This is a genomic window from Marivita sp. (assembly GCF_022763305.1).
Classification (GTDB): domain Bacteria; phylum Pseudomonadota; class Alphaproteobacteria; order Rhodobacterales; family Rhodobacteraceae; genus Marivita.
The window spans coordinates 37,327-53,147 of record NZ_JALEGT010000120.1; the positions used below are offsets into that span (position 1 = coordinate 37,327).

12 protein-coding genes are annotated in these 15,821 nt (G+C 63.3%); 5 read left to right on the top strand and 7 right to left on the bottom strand.

Translation table 11 applies throughout. The features are described 5' to 3' along the window. Positions 1 to 12: 12 nt before the first annotated feature. The 3 genes from MRY75_RS20460 to MRY75_RS20470 all read left to right on the top strand — a co-directional run bounded on the left by MRY75_RS20460 (position 13) and on the right by MRY75_RS20470 (position 2,810). The gene (locus MRY75_RS20460) at positions 13 to 633 is read left to right on the top strand and encodes a YitT family protein (protein WP_292309829.1); all 621 of its coding nucleotides are present in this window, start codon (positions 13 to 15) and stop codon (positions 631 to 633) included. Positions 634 to 869: 236 nt separating this feature from the next. Next, entirely contained in the window at positions 870 to 2,405 is a 1,536-nt protein-coding gene (locus MRY75_RS20465; RefSeq protein ID WP_292309830.1) for a trimethylamine methyltransferase family protein, read from the top strand. A gap of 75 nt (positions 2,406 to 2,480) precedes the next feature. Beyond that, positions 2,481 to 2,810, top strand: a complete 330-nt coding sequence (locus MRY75_RS20470) for an SMR family transporter (RefSeq protein WP_292309831.1) — start codon at positions 2,481 to 2,483, stop codon at positions 2,808 to 2,810. Positions 2,811 to 2,866: 56 nt separating this feature from the next. Here the strand turns inward: MRY75_RS20470 and MRY75_RS20475 are convergent, their stop codons facing one another. Next, complete coding sequence (locus tag MRY75_RS20475) at positions 2,867 to 3,442, bottom strand: porin family protein (RefSeq protein ID WP_292309832.1); 576 nt, start codon at positions 3,440 to 3,442, stop codon at positions 2,867 to 2,869. 320 nt (positions 3,443 to 3,762) lie between these two features. Here MRY75_RS20475 and typA point away from each other — a divergent pair, with 320 nt between their 5' ends. Next, entirely contained in the window at positions 3,763 to 5,583 is a 1,821-nt protein-coding gene (typA, locus tag MRY75_RS20480; RefSeq protein WP_292309833.1) for a translational GTPase TypA, read from the top strand. A 90-nt stretch (positions 5,584 to 5,673) separates the two neighbouring features. Here the strand turns inward: typA and MRY75_RS20485 are convergent, their stop codons facing one another. From MRY75_RS20485 to recA, 3 genes are all read right to left on the bottom strand, one after another. Next, complete coding sequence (locus MRY75_RS20485; RefSeq protein WP_292309834.1) at positions 5,674 to 5,961, bottom strand: DUF1330 domain-containing protein; 288 nt, start codon at positions 5,959 to 5,961, stop codon at positions 5,674 to 5,676. Positions 5,962 to 5,964: 3 nt separating this feature from the next. Next, entirely contained in the window at positions 5,965 to 8,640 is a 2,676-nt protein-coding gene (alaS, locus tag MRY75_RS20490; RefSeq protein WP_292309835.1) for an alanine--tRNA ligase, read from the bottom strand. A gap of 195 nt (positions 8,641 to 8,835) precedes the next feature. Next, a complete protein-coding gene (recA, locus tag MRY75_RS20495; protein WP_292309836.1) occupies positions 8,836 to 9,918 on the bottom strand; it encodes a recombinase RecA in 1,083 nt (360 codons plus the stop codon). Between the two features lie 180 nt (positions 9,919 to 10,098). Between recA and MRY75_RS20500 the strand changes: the two genes are divergently transcribed. Further along, the gene (locus MRY75_RS20500) at positions 10,099 to 10,704 is read left to right on the top strand and encodes a gamma-glutamyl kinase (protein ID WP_292309837.1); all 606 of its coding nucleotides are present in this window, start codon (positions 10,099 to 10,101) and stop codon (positions 10,702 to 10,704) included. Between the two features lie 11 nt (positions 10,705 to 10,715). On the opposite strand, the gene MRY75_RS20505 is transcribed toward MRY75_RS20500, so the two are convergent. The 3 genes from MRY75_RS20505 to guaB all read right to left on the bottom strand — a co-directional run bounded on the left by MRY75_RS20505 (position 10,716) and on the right by guaB (position 15,748). After that, complete coding sequence (locus MRY75_RS20505; protein WP_292309838.1) at positions 10,716 to 13,043, bottom strand: PAS domain-containing hybrid sensor histidine kinase/response regulator; 2,328 nt, start codon at positions 13,041 to 13,043, stop codon at positions 10,716 to 10,718. Between the two features lie 95 nt (positions 13,044 to 13,138). Beyond that, complete coding sequence (locus tag MRY75_RS20510; RefSeq protein ID WP_292309839.1) at positions 13,139 to 14,290, bottom strand: RsmB/NOP family class I SAM-dependent RNA methyltransferase; 1,152 nt, start codon at positions 14,288 to 14,290, stop codon at positions 13,139 to 13,141. A 9-nt stretch (positions 14,291 to 14,299) separates the two neighbouring features. After that, a complete protein-coding gene (gene guaB / locus MRY75_RS20515) occupies positions 14,300 to 15,748 on the bottom strand; it encodes an IMP dehydrogenase (protein WP_292309840.1) in 1,449 nt (482 codons plus the stop codon). Between the last annotated feature and the right edge of the window lie 73 nt (positions 15,749 to 15,821).

Genomic DNA, 15,821 nt, shown 5'->3' on the forward strand with positions numbered 1-15,821 from the left:
AATTGCTGACCTATGTTTCTGCTCAGCAAACCACCCGCCGACCGGCACACGCCGCTAGAGGACATTCAGGGCATCCTGATCGGGGCCACCCTTGTGGCGCTGGCCATCCAGTTCCTGTCGCAAGCCAATCTGCTGACCGGCCAGATCGCGGGGCTTGCGCTTGTGACCAGCTACGCAACCGATTGGCCCTTCGGCGCGATCTTCTTCGTGCTGAACCTGCCCTTTTACATCCTTGCGGTGCACCAGCTTGGCTGGGCCTTCACGCTCAAGACCTTTGCTGCCGTGGCACTGATGTCCACGATCTCCGAACTCTTCCCCTATGTGCTCACGCTCGACATGGTGCACCCTGCGCTGGGCGCGGTGCTGGGCGGTGTCCTGGCGGGGATCGGTCTCTTGTCGCTGTTCCGGCACGGAGCCACGCTGGGCGGGGTCGGCGTTGTGGCGCTGTGGCTGCAGGACACACGGGGCATTCAGGCGGGCAACACGCAGCTTCTGTTCGACGTCGTCGTCTTCGGCCTCGCCTTCTGGATCCTGCCGACGCATGTGGTTCTCTGGTCGCTTCTGGGGGCGGTCATTCTCAACATGATCGTCACCGTGAACCACCGCCGGGATCGCTACGTGGCCCGGTCCTGAGCACTTCTGCCCAGAAAACAGTCAAAAACGACACTCTGTCGCAATCAGCGCAGATTGCACGCCCGGCTGAAGGCAGCGTCTCCCTAGCAACATGGAGATGCGGATGCGCGGCGATCGCCCTGCCCTGACACTGGTTCTGCGCACGATCGGCGCACGTCGGGGGCGCGCGGCGCGCGGTCGCCCCTGATCGGATTGTCCGATCCAGCCCCAGCATCCCCTTATCCAAGAGACATCCCATGACCGATCTGTCCCCCCGTCGCGCCGGCGGCCGTGCTGCCCGCCGTGAGGCCCGTTCCAACCCGCTTGCAGACAACCTCCGCCCGATCCGCGCCGGCATGTCCGGCGGACGCTACGAACCGCTCACCCCGTCGGATATGGAGCGCATCCACAACGCGGCCCTGACCGCGCTGGAAGAGATCGGTCTGTCCGAAGCCCCCGCTTCGGGCATCAAGATCATGACCAAGGCCGGTGCTGTTCTGGGTGACGATGGCCGCATCCGGTTCCCCCGCGCGCTGGTCGAGGACATGCTGGCCCTGACCAACCGTCAGGTCACGCTCTGCGGGCGCGATCCGCTCTACGATCTGGACCTCTCGGGCACCCGCGTGCACTACGGCACCGCCGGGGCTGCGGTGCATATGGTGGATGTGGACACCGGCAACTACCGCGAAAGCACGGTGCAGGATCTGCACGACGCCGCCCGCATCGCCGACCAGCTGGACAACATCCACTTCCTGCAGCGCCCCATGGTGGCGCGGGATATTCCCGACAACAAGGAGATGGACCTCAACACCATCTATGCCTGCTGTTCCGGCACCTACAAACACGTGGGCGTGTCCTTTACCGAACCGTCCTTCGTGCCCGATGCGTTCGAACTGCTGCACCTGATCGCAGGCGGCGAAGACGCATGGCGCGCGCGGCCCTTCGTGTCGAACTCGAACTGCTTTGTCGTCCCGCCGATGAAATTCGCGACCGAAGCCTGTCAGGTCATGGAGGCCTGTATCCGTGGCGGCATGCCCGTTCTGCTGCTGAGCGCCGGTCAGGCCGGGGCCACCGCCCCCGCCTCCATCGCCGGGGCCATCGTGCAGGCGGTTGCGGAATGTCTGGCGGGCGTCGTCTATGTGAACGCCATGGCGCCGGGGCATCCGGTGATCTTTGGCACATGGCCCTTCGTGTCGGACCTGCGCACCGGCGCGATGTCCGGCGGATCGGGCGAACAGGCGCTGTTGACCGCAGGCTGCGCGCAGATGCACCGCTACTACGGCGTCTGCGGCGGCGCGGCAGCGGGCATTGCCGATGCCAAACTGCCTGACATGCAGGCCGGTTGGGAGCAAATGTGCTCCAACGTGATGGCGGGTCTCTCGGGCCTCAACATGGTCTACGAGGCGGCAGGCATGCATGCCTCGCTTCTCGGCTTCTGTCACGAAAGCCTGATCCTTGGCGATGACCTTATCGGTCAGGCGCTGCGCTGCGTGCGCGGGATTGAAGTGACCGAGGACGACCTCAGCCTCGAGGTCATGCGCGCCACCTGCCTCGGCGGGCCGGGCCACTATCTGGGAAGCGACGACACGCTGAACAGGATGCAGCGCGATTACGTCTACCCGGTGCTGGGCAACCGCGCGTCGCCCAAGGAATGGGTCGAACAGGGCCAGCCGATCCTCGTGGAAAAGGCGACCGAGCGGAAGGAGATGATCCTGTCGAAACCCGCGCGTGCGCGTTTTGATCCGGCCACCGATGCGGCCATCCGCGCGCGGTTCCGAATCCACCTCGCCTGATCTCTTGCGACGGCGTGGGGGCTGGTCCCCCCGCGCCGCTTGGGTCATGAAGACAGGGTCGTTCCGGAGTCGTCCATGCCCTATCTCATTCTCATGTTGGCCGTTCTGGCCGAAACCATCGGCACCACCGCCCTGCAGGCCAGCCAGCAATTCAGCCGCCCCCTGCCCTCGGCTATCGTGGTTGTGGCCTATGGCGCGGCGTTCTACCTTCTGGCCATCGCGCTCAAGACCTTTCCCGTGGGCATCGCCTACGCCATGTGGTCCGGGATGGGGATCGTCTTCATCGCGATCATCGGCTTTGCCGTCTTCGGCCAGCGCCTTGACTGGCCTGCGATCCTCGGCATTGCGCTGATCATGGCGGGGATCATCGTGATCAATCTGTTCTCGAACACCGCCACCCATTGAAAAACGCGCACCGGGGGTCCGATGCGCGTCTGAGTGCCTGACAATGAGGGATCGTCTTAGAAGCGGAAGCTGCCGCGCAGCGACACGGTGTCCGCATCCACATCGACGCCGGTGTCGTCGAAATCGTCAAAGCGATGGGCCAGATATTCGCCACCAACGGTGAACTGTTCGGTCACCTTGTATTCCACGCCCAAGCCACCGACGAACCCGGTGTCGTCTCCGATATTGGTGTTCAGTTGCGCTGCACCAACGGTGGCATAGACAAGTGTCTGGCCAAGGTCGTAGCCGCCACGGACCTTGGCCCGGAGCACGTCGTCGACCTCGATACCACCCAGTTCGATGTCCTCGCCGGTCTGGTAGTCAAGTTCGCCGCCGACCACGAACTGGCCGAAATCGTAGTCATAACCACCATAGACGCCTTCGCTGTCGTCCAGACCGCCGTCCGCATCAGCCGACAGGTTGCCCAGGCTCAGACCGCCATAGGCACCGGTCCAGTCGCCGCCCATCTGAACCGGGGCAACTGCCACCGGCTCAACGATCATGGGTTCGGCCGGAGCCGGATCAGCGCTGCCCGCATAGGTCGAGGTTGCTGCGGTGGCCACAAGGGCCGTTCCAAGCAGAATGCGTTTCATGAGGAGAATTCCTTTCTCGTTTGCCTCAGTCGTCACGACGGGCACAGGTCATGCCCGCCGCGCTGTTGTCTCAACGTTGGCAGCCTTGATCCCGTTGCAACGCGAAGGGCAGCGGTTTCTTCAAACCCGGCACTTTCCGGCCAAACCCCGCCAAAAACTCTCGGTCCGTCAGTGCTTTGTTGCCGGTTCCCTGTCACGCTGTCGTGAGGGGGCTGTGGTGCCGGAACGGCAACACCCATATCGACGGCCTTTTTTGCTGGCCTTCTCTGACGGTCCCTTGTAACCCCCGGCCAACTCTTCCCTGTACGAGACAAAGATTCATGGACCTTCGCAACATTGCGATCATCGCCCACGTTGACCACGGCAAGACGACGCTGGTGGACGAACTGCTGAAACAATCCGGCGCCTTCCGCGCGAACCAGGCCGTCGCCGAACGCGCGATGGACAGCAACGACCTCGAACGCGAACGCGGCATCACCATTCTGGCCAAGGCCACGTCGGTCGAATGGAAAGGCACACGCATCAACATCGTCGACACCCCCGGCCACGCCGATTTCGGCGGCGAGGTGGAGCGCATCCTGTCCATGGTCGACGGGGTGGTGCTGCTGGTCGACGCCGCCGAAGGCCCGATGCCGCAGACGAAATTCGTGACCTCCAAGGCGCTGGCTCTGGGTCTGCGCCCCATCGTGGTGCTGAACAAGGTCGACAAACCCGACGCCGAACCCGACCGCGCGCTGGACGAGTGCTTTGACCTTTTCGCCAACCTCGATGCGAACGAAGACCAGCTCGACTTCCCGCACATGTACGCCTCGGGCCGGTCCGGCTGGGCGGACACCACGCTGGATGGTCCGCGCAAGAACCTTGACGCGCTCTTCAAGCTGATCGTCGATCACGTCCCCGCCCCCAAGCAGATCAAGCATCAGGACGAAGACTTCCGCATGCTGGCCACCACGCTGGGCTCTGACCCGTTTGTGGGCCGCATCCTGACCGGCCGCGTCGAAACCGGCCGTCTCAAGGTGGGTGCCACCGTGCAGGCGCTCAGCCGTGTGGGCCAGAAGATCGAGCAGTTCCGCGTCACCAAGATCCAGGCCTTCCGGGGTCTGGGCATGCAGGACATCGAAGAGGCTCTGGCGGGCGACATCGTCAGCATCGCTGGCATGTCCAAGGCGACCGTGGCCGACACGATCTGCGCGCTGGCCGTGGACGAGCCGCTCGAGGCACAGCCCATCGACCCGCCCACCATCACCGTCACCTTCGGCATCAATGACAGCCCGCTTGCTGGCCGTGACGGCAAGAAGGTGCAATCGCGTGTGATCCGCGAACGCCTGATGAAAGAGGCGGAATCCAACGTCGCCATCAAGGTAAAGGACACCCCCGGCGGCGAAGCCTTCGAGGTGTCGGGCCGGGGCGAACTCCAGATGGGTGTTCTCATCGAAAACATGCGCCGCGAAGGGTTTGAGCTCTCGATCTCGCGCCCGCAGGTGATCATGAAGGAAGACGAGAACGGCAAGCTGCTCGAACCGATTGAGGAAGCCACCATCGACGTTGACGATGATTACTCGGGTGCGGTGATCGAAAAGCTGACCGGCGCTCGCAAGGGCGAACTGGTCGAAATGCGCCCCGCCGGTGCGGGCAAGACCCGCATCATCGCCCATGTGCCGTCACGCGGCCTGATCGGCTATCACGGCGAATTCCTGACCGACACGCGCGGAACGGGCGTTCTGAACCGCGTCTTCCACGGTTGGGCCCCGCACAAAGGCCCGATCCCGGGCCGTCGCGCAGGGGTTCTGATCTCGATGGAAAACGGTGTGTCGGTCGCTTACGCGCTGTGGAACCTCGAAGACCGGGGCCGCATGATGATCGGCGCGCAGGAAGCCGTCTACACCGGCATGATCATCGGCGAACACAGCCGCGACAACGATCTGGAAGTGAACCCGCTCAAGGGCAAGAAGCTCACCAACGTGCGGGCCTCCGGCACCGACGAAGCGGTGCGCCTGACCACGCCGATCACGCTCTCGCTGGAAGAAGCCATCGCCTACATCAACGATGACGAACTGGTCGAGGTTACGCCGAACTCGATACGTCTGCGCAAGCGCTACCTTGATCCGCATGAACGCAAGCGGATGTCGAAGAGCATGTAACGCTCTTCAGCCCTGTCGGGCTTTATCGCGAGCATTGCCCACACGGGCCTGACGAGCGGCGCGGACCATGATGGTCGCGCCGCTTTTTCGTCACTCCGTCGTTTCGACGATCAGCAACTCGCGCTCGGACGCGTCGCGCGCGTGATCCAGAGCTTTCTGGTAGTCCGGGCTGTTGTAGCAGGCCTCGGCCGCTTCCACCGACGGGAACTTGGCCACCACGTTGCGCGGCCGTTCCTGCCCCTCAAGCTGCACATAGCGACCACCGCGGGCAATGAAATGCCCGCCATGTTTCGCAATCGCCGGGCCCGCCAGTTCGGCATATTTTGCGTAAGACTCGGGGTCCGTCACCGTGACATGGGCAATCCAGAGTGCAGGCATGGTTCAACCTCCCAAAACGGCTTCGGCGGCCTTGATCGCGGCGTCGGCATTGTCGACCGACGCGCCACCGCCCTGCGCCATGTCCGGACGGCCACCGCCGCCCTTGCCGCCCAACTCTGTCACAGCCGCCTTGACCAGATCAACCGCGGAAACCGTGCCGATCAGGTCCGACGTGACACCCGCAGCCACGGCCGCCTTGCCGCCCGTATCCGCGATCAGCAGCACCGCACCTGATCCGATGCGCGACTTGTGTTCGTCAATCAGCGGCGGCAGGTCCTTGCCTGACACACCCGACAGCACCTGAGCGAGGAATTTCACGCCGTTCACCTCGCGTGCCTCGGCACCACCGCCCTGACCGGACCCTCCGGCCATCGCCAGCTCCCGCCGCAGTTGCGCGACCTCGTTCGACAGCGCCTTGCGCTCATCGAGCAGCGCGCGCACCCGTGCGGGCACATCCGTGGCCTGCGCCTTCAACTCCAGCGCCACTTCCGCCAGACGGTGATCCTGCTCGGACAGGTAACGGAACGCATCCGCCCCGGTCAGCGCCTCGATCCGGCGCACACCCGCACTGGACGCGGAATCACCGAGCGTGACGAAGACACCGATGTCGCCCGTGCGCCGCACATGGGTGCCGCCGCACAGCTCGAGCGAATAGGTGTTGCCATCCGTGCCCTTGCCCGAACCGGTCTGCGTGCCCATCGAAACCACGCGCACCTCGTCGCCGTATTTCTCACCGAACAGCGCTTGCGCCCCGATGGCGCGGGCATCATCCGGCGTCATGATCCGCGTGTCGACAGGCGCGTTCTGGCGGATATAGGCATTCACCTCGGCCTCGACCTGCCGCAATTCCTCAAGCGTCAGCGCCTTGCCATGGCTGAAATCGAACCGGAGCCGGTCCGGCGCGTTGAGCGAGCCGCGCTGTGCGACGTGATCGCCAAGCGCCCGGCGCAGCGCCTCGTGCAGAAGGTGCGTGGCCGAATGGTTCGCCCGGATCGCGGTGCGGCGGCTGTGATCCACCTCAAGCTGCACCGCCTCGCCTTTCTTGAACATCCCGCTCTTGATGGTGACATGATGCGCGAACACCTTGCCGCCGCCCATGCGCTGGGTGTCGGTCACTTCGGCCTGATCGTCTTCGTCTTCCAGACGGCGCAGCCAGCCCGTGTCGCCCACCTGACCCCCGGATTCGCCATAAAAAGGCGTCTGGTTCAGCACGATCCAACCGGTGTCACCCTCGGCCAGCGCGTCCACCACAGCGCCATCCTTGATCAGCGCCAGCATCTGCCCTTCGGCGCTTTCGGTGTCATAGCCCAGGAAATCGGTCGCCCCGTGGGTTTCGGCCAGATCGAACCAGATCGCGAGGTCTGCGGATTCACCCGTCCCCGCCCACGCGGCACGGGCCTTGGCCTTCTGTTCCGCCATCGCCGCATCGAACCCGTCGGTGTCCACCGTCCGGCCCTTTTCGCGCAGCGCATCCTGCGTCAGGTCAAGCGGGAAGCCATAGGTGTCGTAAAGCTTGAACGCCGCAGCCCCGGGCAGCGGGGCATCCTCGGCCAGACCGCTCAACTCGTCATCCAGCAGCTTGAGGCCGCGATCCAGCGTCTGCTTGAACCGCGTTTCTTCCAACCGCAGCGTCTCTTCGATCAGCGCCTGTGCCCGTGGCAGTTCCGGATAGGCCGCCCCCATCTGGCGCACCAGCGCCGGGACCAGCTTGTGCATGACCGGGTCCTGCGAGCCCAGCAAATGCGCGTGGCGCATCGCACGGCGCATGATCCGGCGCAGTACGTAGCCGCGCCCGTCATTGCTGGGCATCACCCCATCCGCGATCAGGAACGAGGTCGAGCGCAGATGATCCGCGATCACCCGGTGATGCGTCTTGCCCGGACCATCGGGATCGGACGAGGTCACGTTCGCCGACGCCTCGATCAGCGCGCGCATCGTGTCGGTGTCGTAATTGTCGTGGCTGCCCTGCAAGAGCGCGCCGATCCGTTCCAGCCCCATGCCCGTGTCGATCGACTGCATGTCGAGCGCCCGCATCGAGCCGTCCTCGAACTGTTCGTTCTGCATGAAAACGATGTTCCAGATCTCGATGAACCGGTCGCCATCTTCCTCGGGGCTTCCCGGAGGGCCACCCCAGATATGGTCGCCATGGTCGTAGAAAATCTCGGTGCAGGGCCCGCAGGGGCCGGTCGGGCCCATCTGCCAGAAATTGTCGGATGTGGCGATCCTGATGATCCGGCTTTCCGGCACGCCGACCTTTTTCCAGATCTCGAACGCCTCGTCATCGGTGTGATAGATGGTGACGTACAAACGCTCGGCCGGGATGCCGAAATGCTTGGTGATCAGCTCCCACGCGAAGGGGATCGCCTCTTCCTTGAAATAGTCGCCAAAGCTGAAATTCCCCAGCATTTCAAAGAAGGTATGGTGCCGCGCGGTGTAACCCACGTTGTCGAGGTCGTTGTGCTTGCCGCCCGCGCGCACGCATTTCTGCGCCGTGGTCGCGCGCTTGTAATCGCGGTGTTCGACCCCTGTGAACAGGTTCTTGAATTGCACCATGCCCGAGTTGGCGAACATCAGCGTCGGGTCGTTGCGCGGGACAAGCGGGCTCGAGGCCACCACCTCGTGACCCTGTTTTTCAAAATAGTTCAGAAAGGTAGAGCGGATATCGTTCAGCGTGGGCATGTGTGACCTGACCTGCATGGTATTCGGGGTCCGGGCGATCCGGGTTCGACGTGAAATAGCCCTTGGCACGGGGGCTGTCCACAGCAGAGGTCACGCCGAAATCGAAACGGGGTGGCGCATCCGCCACCCCGTTCCGAGTATTCTCGGTCTCATGTCTGACACCGGGGCGTTTCTGCAGTCGCCATCTGCGTGTCGTCAGGAGTCGATGATGTCGTCCGGCATGTCATCGTCATCGGATGCGGACATATCGAAATCCAGACCATGCGCCGCGCGAATCTTGTCTTCGATCTCGAGCGCCATGGCGGTGTTTTCCTTGAGAAACGTCTTCACGTTCTCCCGTCCCTGCCCGATGCGTTCGTCGCCATAGGAATACCACGCACCCGATTTTTCGACCACACCAGCCTTCACGCCAAGGTCGATCAGTTCGCCGGTCTTGGAAATCCCTTCGCCATACATGATGTCGAATTCCACCTGCTTGAAGGGCGGCGCCACCTTGTTCTTGACCACCTTCACGCGGGTGGCGTTGCCCACCACCTCGTCCCGGTCCTTGATCGAACCGATGCGGCGGATATCCAGACGGACCGAGCTGTAGAACTTGAGCGCGTTGCCGCCAGTCGTGGTTTCCGGGCTGCCGAACATCACGCCGATCTTCATGCGGATCTGGTTGATGAAGATCACCATGCAGTTCGACCGGGAAATCGAGCTGGTCAGCTTGCGCATCGCCTGGCTCATCAGGCGGGCATGAACGCCGACGCTGCTGTCCCCCATGTCGCCTTCAAGTTCCGATTTCGGCGTCAGGGCCGCAACCGAGTCGACCACCACAAGGCTCACCGCGCCGGAACGTACCAGAGTGTCGACGATTTCCAGCGCCTGTTCGCCGGTGTCGGGCTGCGAAATCAGCAGCTCGTCCAGATCGACACCCAGCTTTTTCGCATATTGCGGATCAAGCGCGTGTTCGGCGTCAACAAAGGCGCAGACACCGCCTTTTTTCTGTTCCTCGGCCACGACATGCAGTGTCAGCGTCGTCTTGCCCGAGCTTTCGGGGCCATAAATCTCGACGATGCGGCCTTTCGGCAGGCCGCCGATGCCAAGCGCGATGTCCAGCCCCAGCGATCCGGTCGATGTCGCCTCGATGTCGCGCATGGCGTTGTCGCCACCCAGCTTCATGATCGAGCCTTTGCCGAACTGGCGTTCGATCTGGGCCAGCGCCGAATCGAGCGCCTTCTGTTTGTTCGCGTCCCGCTTGCTGTCCATGGTAAGAAGATCTGCCGTTGCCATTGCTTTCGATCCTTATTCCACACCCCGTCCGGGGCGGCAATTGCTGCTTTTGTTCGCCTCTTGTTCTTTTCGGTTATGAGATCAAAACGCGAACATTTCAATGATTATTTTCAAACCCACTGTTGCGCCTTCTGGTTAAGGAGTGGTTTATGAACCCGAAGAAAACGGGATTGGGCAGCGATGCTGGTTTTTTGGAACGAACGGCTGGTGCTTTTGTCGGTCCCGAAGACCGGCACCCACGCCTTTGCCGAGGCCCTTGGTCCCCGGGCTTCCATGGTGGTGAGCGATCCACCCGAGCTGAAACACGCGCCCGTCTATCGCTACAACCGGTTCTTCCGGCCAATGTTCGAAAAGATGGGGGCCGAAAGTATGGAGCTTGTCGCGGTGATCCGCGAACCACTGAGCTGGCTTGGCAGCTGGTATCGCTATCGTCAGCGTCCTGCTCTGGACGGACGGCCTGCGTCGACCAAGGGGCAGAGTTTCGACAGTTTCGTGACCGCGTGTTGCGCGCCTAACCCTCCGGCCTTTGCCAATGTGGGCAGCCAGGCGAAATTCGTGGAGGCACGGCCCAACGGAACCGCCGTGTCGCATTTCTTCCGCTACGAGGATCAGGCCGGATTGCGCGCCTTCCTGGCCGAACGGCTTGGCAAGCTGCCCGAAATTCCGAGCGCCAATGTTTCTCCATCCCTGCCGCTCGATCTTTCGGCGGATGTCGAGGCGCTGGTGCGCCGGGAACGGGCAGACGAGTTCGCGCTCTGGTCGGCGATTCCGGTGCGCGGCGGCTGACACGTCTTTTGTCACTGCACCGTGGCAGGCGTTGCGACAGGTGCGCTGATGCTGAGCTGCTGATTGACGATCGAGGTGAGTTCGACGAGCGAAAAGGGCTTGGCCAGAAAAGCCGAGGCTTCGATCTGGGCGCCCTGTGACTTGAACACATCCTCGGCATAGCCGGACATGAACACCACGGGCACATCGGGGCGCATCTGACGCGCCTTGCGCACCCAGCTGGGCCCGTCCAGCCCCGGCATCACCACGTCTGTGACAAAGACATCCACCTTGAGATCGGCATCGCGCAGCAGTTCCAGAGCGTCCTCGGCCGTCCCTGCCTCAATCACGTGAAACCCGCGATGCGCCAGCGCGCGCGACGCGAAGGCCCGGACAGGCGCCTCGTCCTCGACGAGGAGGACGACACCATCGCCGTTGCGGATCGGGGTTGTGCGGGGCGGGTCTGGCAGGACCTGTGGGTCGGCGACCGGGTCATCGCAGACGGGGAACATCAGAGTGAACACGCTGCCTTTGCCGGGTGTGCTGTCCACGAAGATGAAACCACCGGTCTGTTTGACGATCCCGTAGACTGTGGAGAGGCCAAGCCCCGTCCCTTCGCCCGTGCGTTTGGTGGTGTAGAACGGCTCGAACACCTTTTCGAGCTTGTCGGGCGCGATGCCGATCCCTTCGTCCTGAACGCGGACGACGACATAGGATCCAGAAGGCACGCGGGCTCGGCCCTGCTTCAAGGGGCGTTCGACGATCCTCTGGTCGGTTTCGATCAGGATCGTCCCGCCCTGTGACATCGCATCGCGTGCATTGACCACAAGGTTCATGATCACCTGTTCTAATTGCCGCTTGTCGGCCCGTATGGGCGGCAGGGTCGGAGATTGGCGCAATTCAAGCTCGACCTTTTCCCCGACAAGCCTGTTGAGCAGATAGGTCAGGTCCGACAGGATATCCCGCAATTCAAGCCGTTCGGACCGCAGCGTCTGCTTGCGCGAGAAGGCGAGCAATTGCCCGACCAGGGCTGCGGCGCGGTTGGCGTTCTGATGGATCTGAACCAGATCGCCATATTCAGGATCTCCGGCATCGTGGCGCAGCAACAAGAGGTCGCAATGACCTGAAATCGCTGTCAGAAGATTGTTGAAGTCATGCGCAACACCGCCCGCGAGCTGTCCGATCGCCTGCATCTTCTGGCTTTGCACGAATTGTGCCTCAAGGCTCTTGAGCTCGGTGGCATCGTTCAGCACGGCCACCAGCAGGACCTTGCCCTGTTCGACGATACGCGTGAGCGTGACCTGAACGAACACCTCCTGTTGTGGGCGGGTCAGACGCAGGAATTCGGATCTGCCAAGACCTTTTCCCGCGGCCGCATCCGCCAGCCAGTCGGGGATCGAACGCCCCAACCCTTCCATCAGGTCGGCCAGTGACCGGTCTGTATCGGCATCGGCGTGCAGGAGGTCCCGTGCGCTGCGGTTGGCTGTTGCGATCTCCCCGTTCGGGCTGACCTTAAGCAATGGCACGGGCAGCGTTTCAAACCCCATGTCCACAGGGATGTCGGAGTCGCTGTCGGGCTTCGGTACGAACACGACCTCTTCCCGTCCGAGACCCGCAGGGTGGATGTTGACGGTGAATTCGCGTGCGTCGCCCGTGGTGCGCACCTGATGCACATGGCCCGCCCGCAACGGAGGATCCGTGATCAGATCTTCGACCGCGCGCACGCGGCCGCCAGCAAGATCGCGCGCGGCGGCATTCATCCAGAGCACGGTGCCCCCGCGACCGATGGTATGCGTGGGATAGCTGACCTGCGCCTGCACAGCGGGATCGTCCCGAAGAACGGAGAGGTCGCAGCGCCACAGGATGGCCGAGGGTCCCACCTGATGCGCCGTCACGCCAAGATGGCGATCCGGCAGAATCACCTTCTCGGACGCAATCCCGTCTTTGTGCGTGGCCGTCTGCAGCCGGTGGATCAGGCCCGAGGCATCCGCCACCTGTGTGCCGAGGATGTCACGCAGGGTGCGCCCGTCGCCTGCCCGGTAGGTCTTGATCGCCGCCTTGTTGGCGCGGATCACCTGCCCCTGCAGGTCAGTCAACAGGCATGGCGACACATCATGTTCGACCATCAACGCCATGTGATGCATATATTTTTTCTGCTGATGGCTGCGCAGCGCCTGCCAGAGCAGCCGGAGCACGAACGCCACGCCCAAAGCGCCTGCCATGGTCCAGAGAATGGATCGGACCATCGCCTCGGGCGCGACGACGGCCAGCCCGGCAGCAAGGCAGGCGCAGACAAGCAACCACGCCGAAGGCAGGGCAGCACGTCGTGAGGCAGGCAAAGCGTAATCGGAAACGGTCATCAAACGGGCCTCGGGAACACTGGTTCCCTGCCATTAGACCGCATGACACTTAAGCGACGCTTAACAAGGACGCAATCTTGGATTGTATTTGCAAGTCAGATTCGCGTCAAGATCGCCACGAAGAAGCCGTCGCCCCCGGCCTCAAGACCAAATCTTGTCTGCGTGGTGCAGGTCCACTCCTCATGCCGCGCCAGAAAACGGGTGATCTGGTCTTCGTTTTCGCGGCGCAGCATCGAACAGGTCGCGTAGGCAAGCGTGCCGTCAGGCGCGACCAGTCCCGCGACATGGTCAAGGATGTCCGCCTGTACCTGTGTTACCGCCTGCAGACGGTCCGGCGTCAGGCGCCACTTGCCCTCCGGGGCACGCCGCCACGAGCCACTGCCTGAACAGGGCACATCGCACAGGACGAGATCATAAAGACCCTTGGGTCGGGCCACTGTCGTCACCTGCGCACCCGCGCGTTCGGCGCGGTTGGGAAGATCCGACATGCGGCGCGGGTCGGCGTCATGGGCGTGGACAGGTCCTTTCAGCCGCGCCGCCAAAGCCAGCGTCTTGCCGCCGCCCCCGGCGCAATAGTCGAGGCACCGCTGCCCAGGCCGAACCGGCAGCGCATCGACCACGGCCTGGCTGGCCACATCCTGCAACTCGACAAGACCGGTCTGGAACGCCCTGCTCTGCGCCACCTTCCGCGCGCCTTCGGTCACTTCCAGCGCCGCGTCCGAAAGCGGATGTGGCTGGGTGATGATGCCCTCGGCGGCAAGCGCCGATTGCGCGCTGTCGCGGTCGGCCTTGAGGAGATTGACCCTCAGGAAGACCGCAGCGCGATGGCGCAACGCTTCGGCCGTTGCGTGAACATCCTCGCCCAGGTCATTGGCACATATGTCATAAATCCAATCGGGAAGGTCACAGGCCGCAGCACCGACAGGCTGTTCACCGGCACTGCGTTCCGCATCGGTCAGCGGGGCGAGCGCATACCCATCGCCTGTGAACACCATATCCGGGTCTTCGCCGATCTGCCGCACCCGCCCCAGCACCCGGGCACGCCCTGTGGTTCCACCGCCCAAGGCCGCAGTACTGCGCCAGCAGCGCAGGATGTCGAAGACGTGATCGCGGATCGCAGCGCGGTCACGCGATCCGGCAAACCGTGACTTGCGCGCCCAGGTCGTCAACGCCTTTTCCGCAGGTTCCCCGGCCTCGATCTGGTCGAGCACGGTGGCAGCGGCGGCCCATCGCGCGGCAGGTGTCATCGGACCGGATCAGGCCAGCCGGTAATTCGGCGACTCGCGCGTGATCTGAACGTCATGCACATGGCTTTCCTTGAGCCCGGCACCCGTGATCTTGACGAATTTGCACTTGGTCCGCATGTCGTCGATCGTGGCGCAGCCGGTATAGCCCATGGCGGCGCGCAGACCGCCCACCAACTGGTGAAGCACCGCGCTGGCAGAGCCCTTGTAGGGCACCTGCCCTTCGATTCCCTCGGGTACCAGCTTGTCGTTGGCGGCGTCCTTCTGGAAATAACGATCCGCCGATCCCCGCGCCATCGCCCCGATGGAGCCCATGCCCCGATAGGCCTTGAAGCTGCGGCCCTGATAGAGGATCACCTCGCCCGGGCTTTCATCCGTCCCGGCGATCATGCTGCCCACCATGGCGCAAGACGCCCCCGCGGCGATGGCCTTGGCGAAATCGCCCGAGAACTTGATCCCGCCATCCGCGATGACCGGAATGTCGCCGGCCGCCTGCGCGCAATCCATGATCGCGGTCAGCTGCGGCACGCCGACACCCGCCACCATGCGCGTCGTGCAGATCGACCCCGGACCGATGCCCACCTTGATCGCGTCGGCGCCTGCATCAATCAGAGCGCGCGTGGCCTCGGCTGTGGCGACGTTGCCCGCGATGACCTGCACCTCGTTCGACAGGGTCTTGGCGCGGGTCACGGCCTCGATCACGCCACGGCTGTGACCATGCGCGGTGTCGATCACCACGATGTCCACACCCGCCGCGACCAACTCTTGCGTGCGTTCGAAACCCGCATCACCCACGGAGGTGGCGGCGGCAACGCGCAACCGGCCCAGATCGTCCTTGCATGCGGTCGGATTGAGCACAGCCTGTTGCGTGTCCTTGAGCGTCAGCAACCCGGTCAGCTTGTCATCCTTGTCGACGACCAGCAGCTTTTCGATCCGCCGTGATTTCATCAGGCTGATCGCCTCGTCCCGGTCGGCGGGTTCGCGCAGGATCGCCAAGTCCTTGGAGGTCATCATCACGCTGACCGGCGTGTCATCGGACGTGGCAAAACGCATGTCGCGGTTGGTCACGATGCCCACCACGCGGCCCTGCTCGTCCACCACCGGGAATCCGGTGAAATTGTATCGTTCGATCAACGCTTTGGCATCCGCCAGCGTCTGATTGGCGCGCAGCGTGACCGGGCTGTAGACGATGCCCGATTCAAAGCGTTTGACGCGCCGCACTTCGCGCGCCTGCTGTTCGACGCTCAGGTTCTTGTGGATCACCCCGATGCCTCCGGCCTGCGCCATGGTGATCGCCATGCGCCCTTCGGTGACCGTGTCCATCGCGGAACTGAGCAGCGGAATGTTCAGTGCGATGCTCTTCGTCACGCGGGTCCGCGTGTCGGCGGTGGCGGGCAGGACTTCGGACGCGCCCGGCACCAGAAGTACGTCATCAAAGGTGAGAGCCTCGCGAATCTCCATCGGAATTCCTTTCCACGGACAGCATCGTTAGGCACGTCCCTATTGCATGGCTTGCCCTTGGGGGAAAGCCCCA

Coding starts and splice junctions, on each gene's coding strand:
- MRY75_RS20460 (WP_292309829.1), top strand. CDS start 13: ATGTTTCTGCTCAGCAAACCACCCGCCGACCGGCACACGCCGCTAGAG.
- MRY75_RS20465 (WP_292309830.1), top strand. CDS start 870: ATGACCGATCTGTCCCCCCGTCGCGCCGGCGGCCGTGCTGCCCGCCGT.
- MRY75_RS20470 (WP_292309831.1), top strand. CDS start 2,481: ATGCCCTATCTCATTCTCATGTTGGCCGTTCTGGCCGAAACCATCGGC.
- MRY75_RS20475 (WP_292309832.1), bottom strand. CDS start 3,442: ATGAAACGCATTCTGCTTGGAACGGCCCTTGTGGCCACCGCAGCAACC.
- typA (WP_292309833.1), top strand. CDS start 3,763: ATGGACCTTCGCAACATTGCGATCATCGCCCACGTTGACCACGGCAAG.
- MRY75_RS20485 (WP_292309834.1), bottom strand. CDS start 5,961: ATGCCTGCACTCTGGATTGCCCATGTCACGGTGACGGACCCCGAGTCT.
- alaS (WP_292309835.1), bottom strand. CDS start 8,640: ATGCCCACGCTGAACGATATCCGCTCTACCTTTCTGAACTATTTTGAA.
- recA (WP_292309836.1), bottom strand. CDS start 9,918: ATGGCAACGGCAGATCTTCTTACCATGGACAGCAAGCGGGACGCGAAC.
- MRY75_RS20500 (WP_292309837.1), top strand. CDS start 10,099: ATGCTGGTTTTTTGGAACGAACGGCTGGTGCTTTTGTCGGTCCCGAAG.
- MRY75_RS20505 (WP_292309838.1), bottom strand. CDS start 13,043: ATGACCGTTTCCGATTACGCTTTGCCTGCCTCACGACGTGCTGCCCTG.
- MRY75_RS20510 (WP_292309839.1), bottom strand. CDS start 14,290: ATGACACCTGCCGCGCGATGGGCCGCCGCTGCCACCGTGCTCGACCAG.
- guaB (WP_292309840.1), bottom strand. CDS start 15,748: ATGGAGATTCGCGAGGCTCTCACCTTTGATGACGTACTTCTGGTGCCG.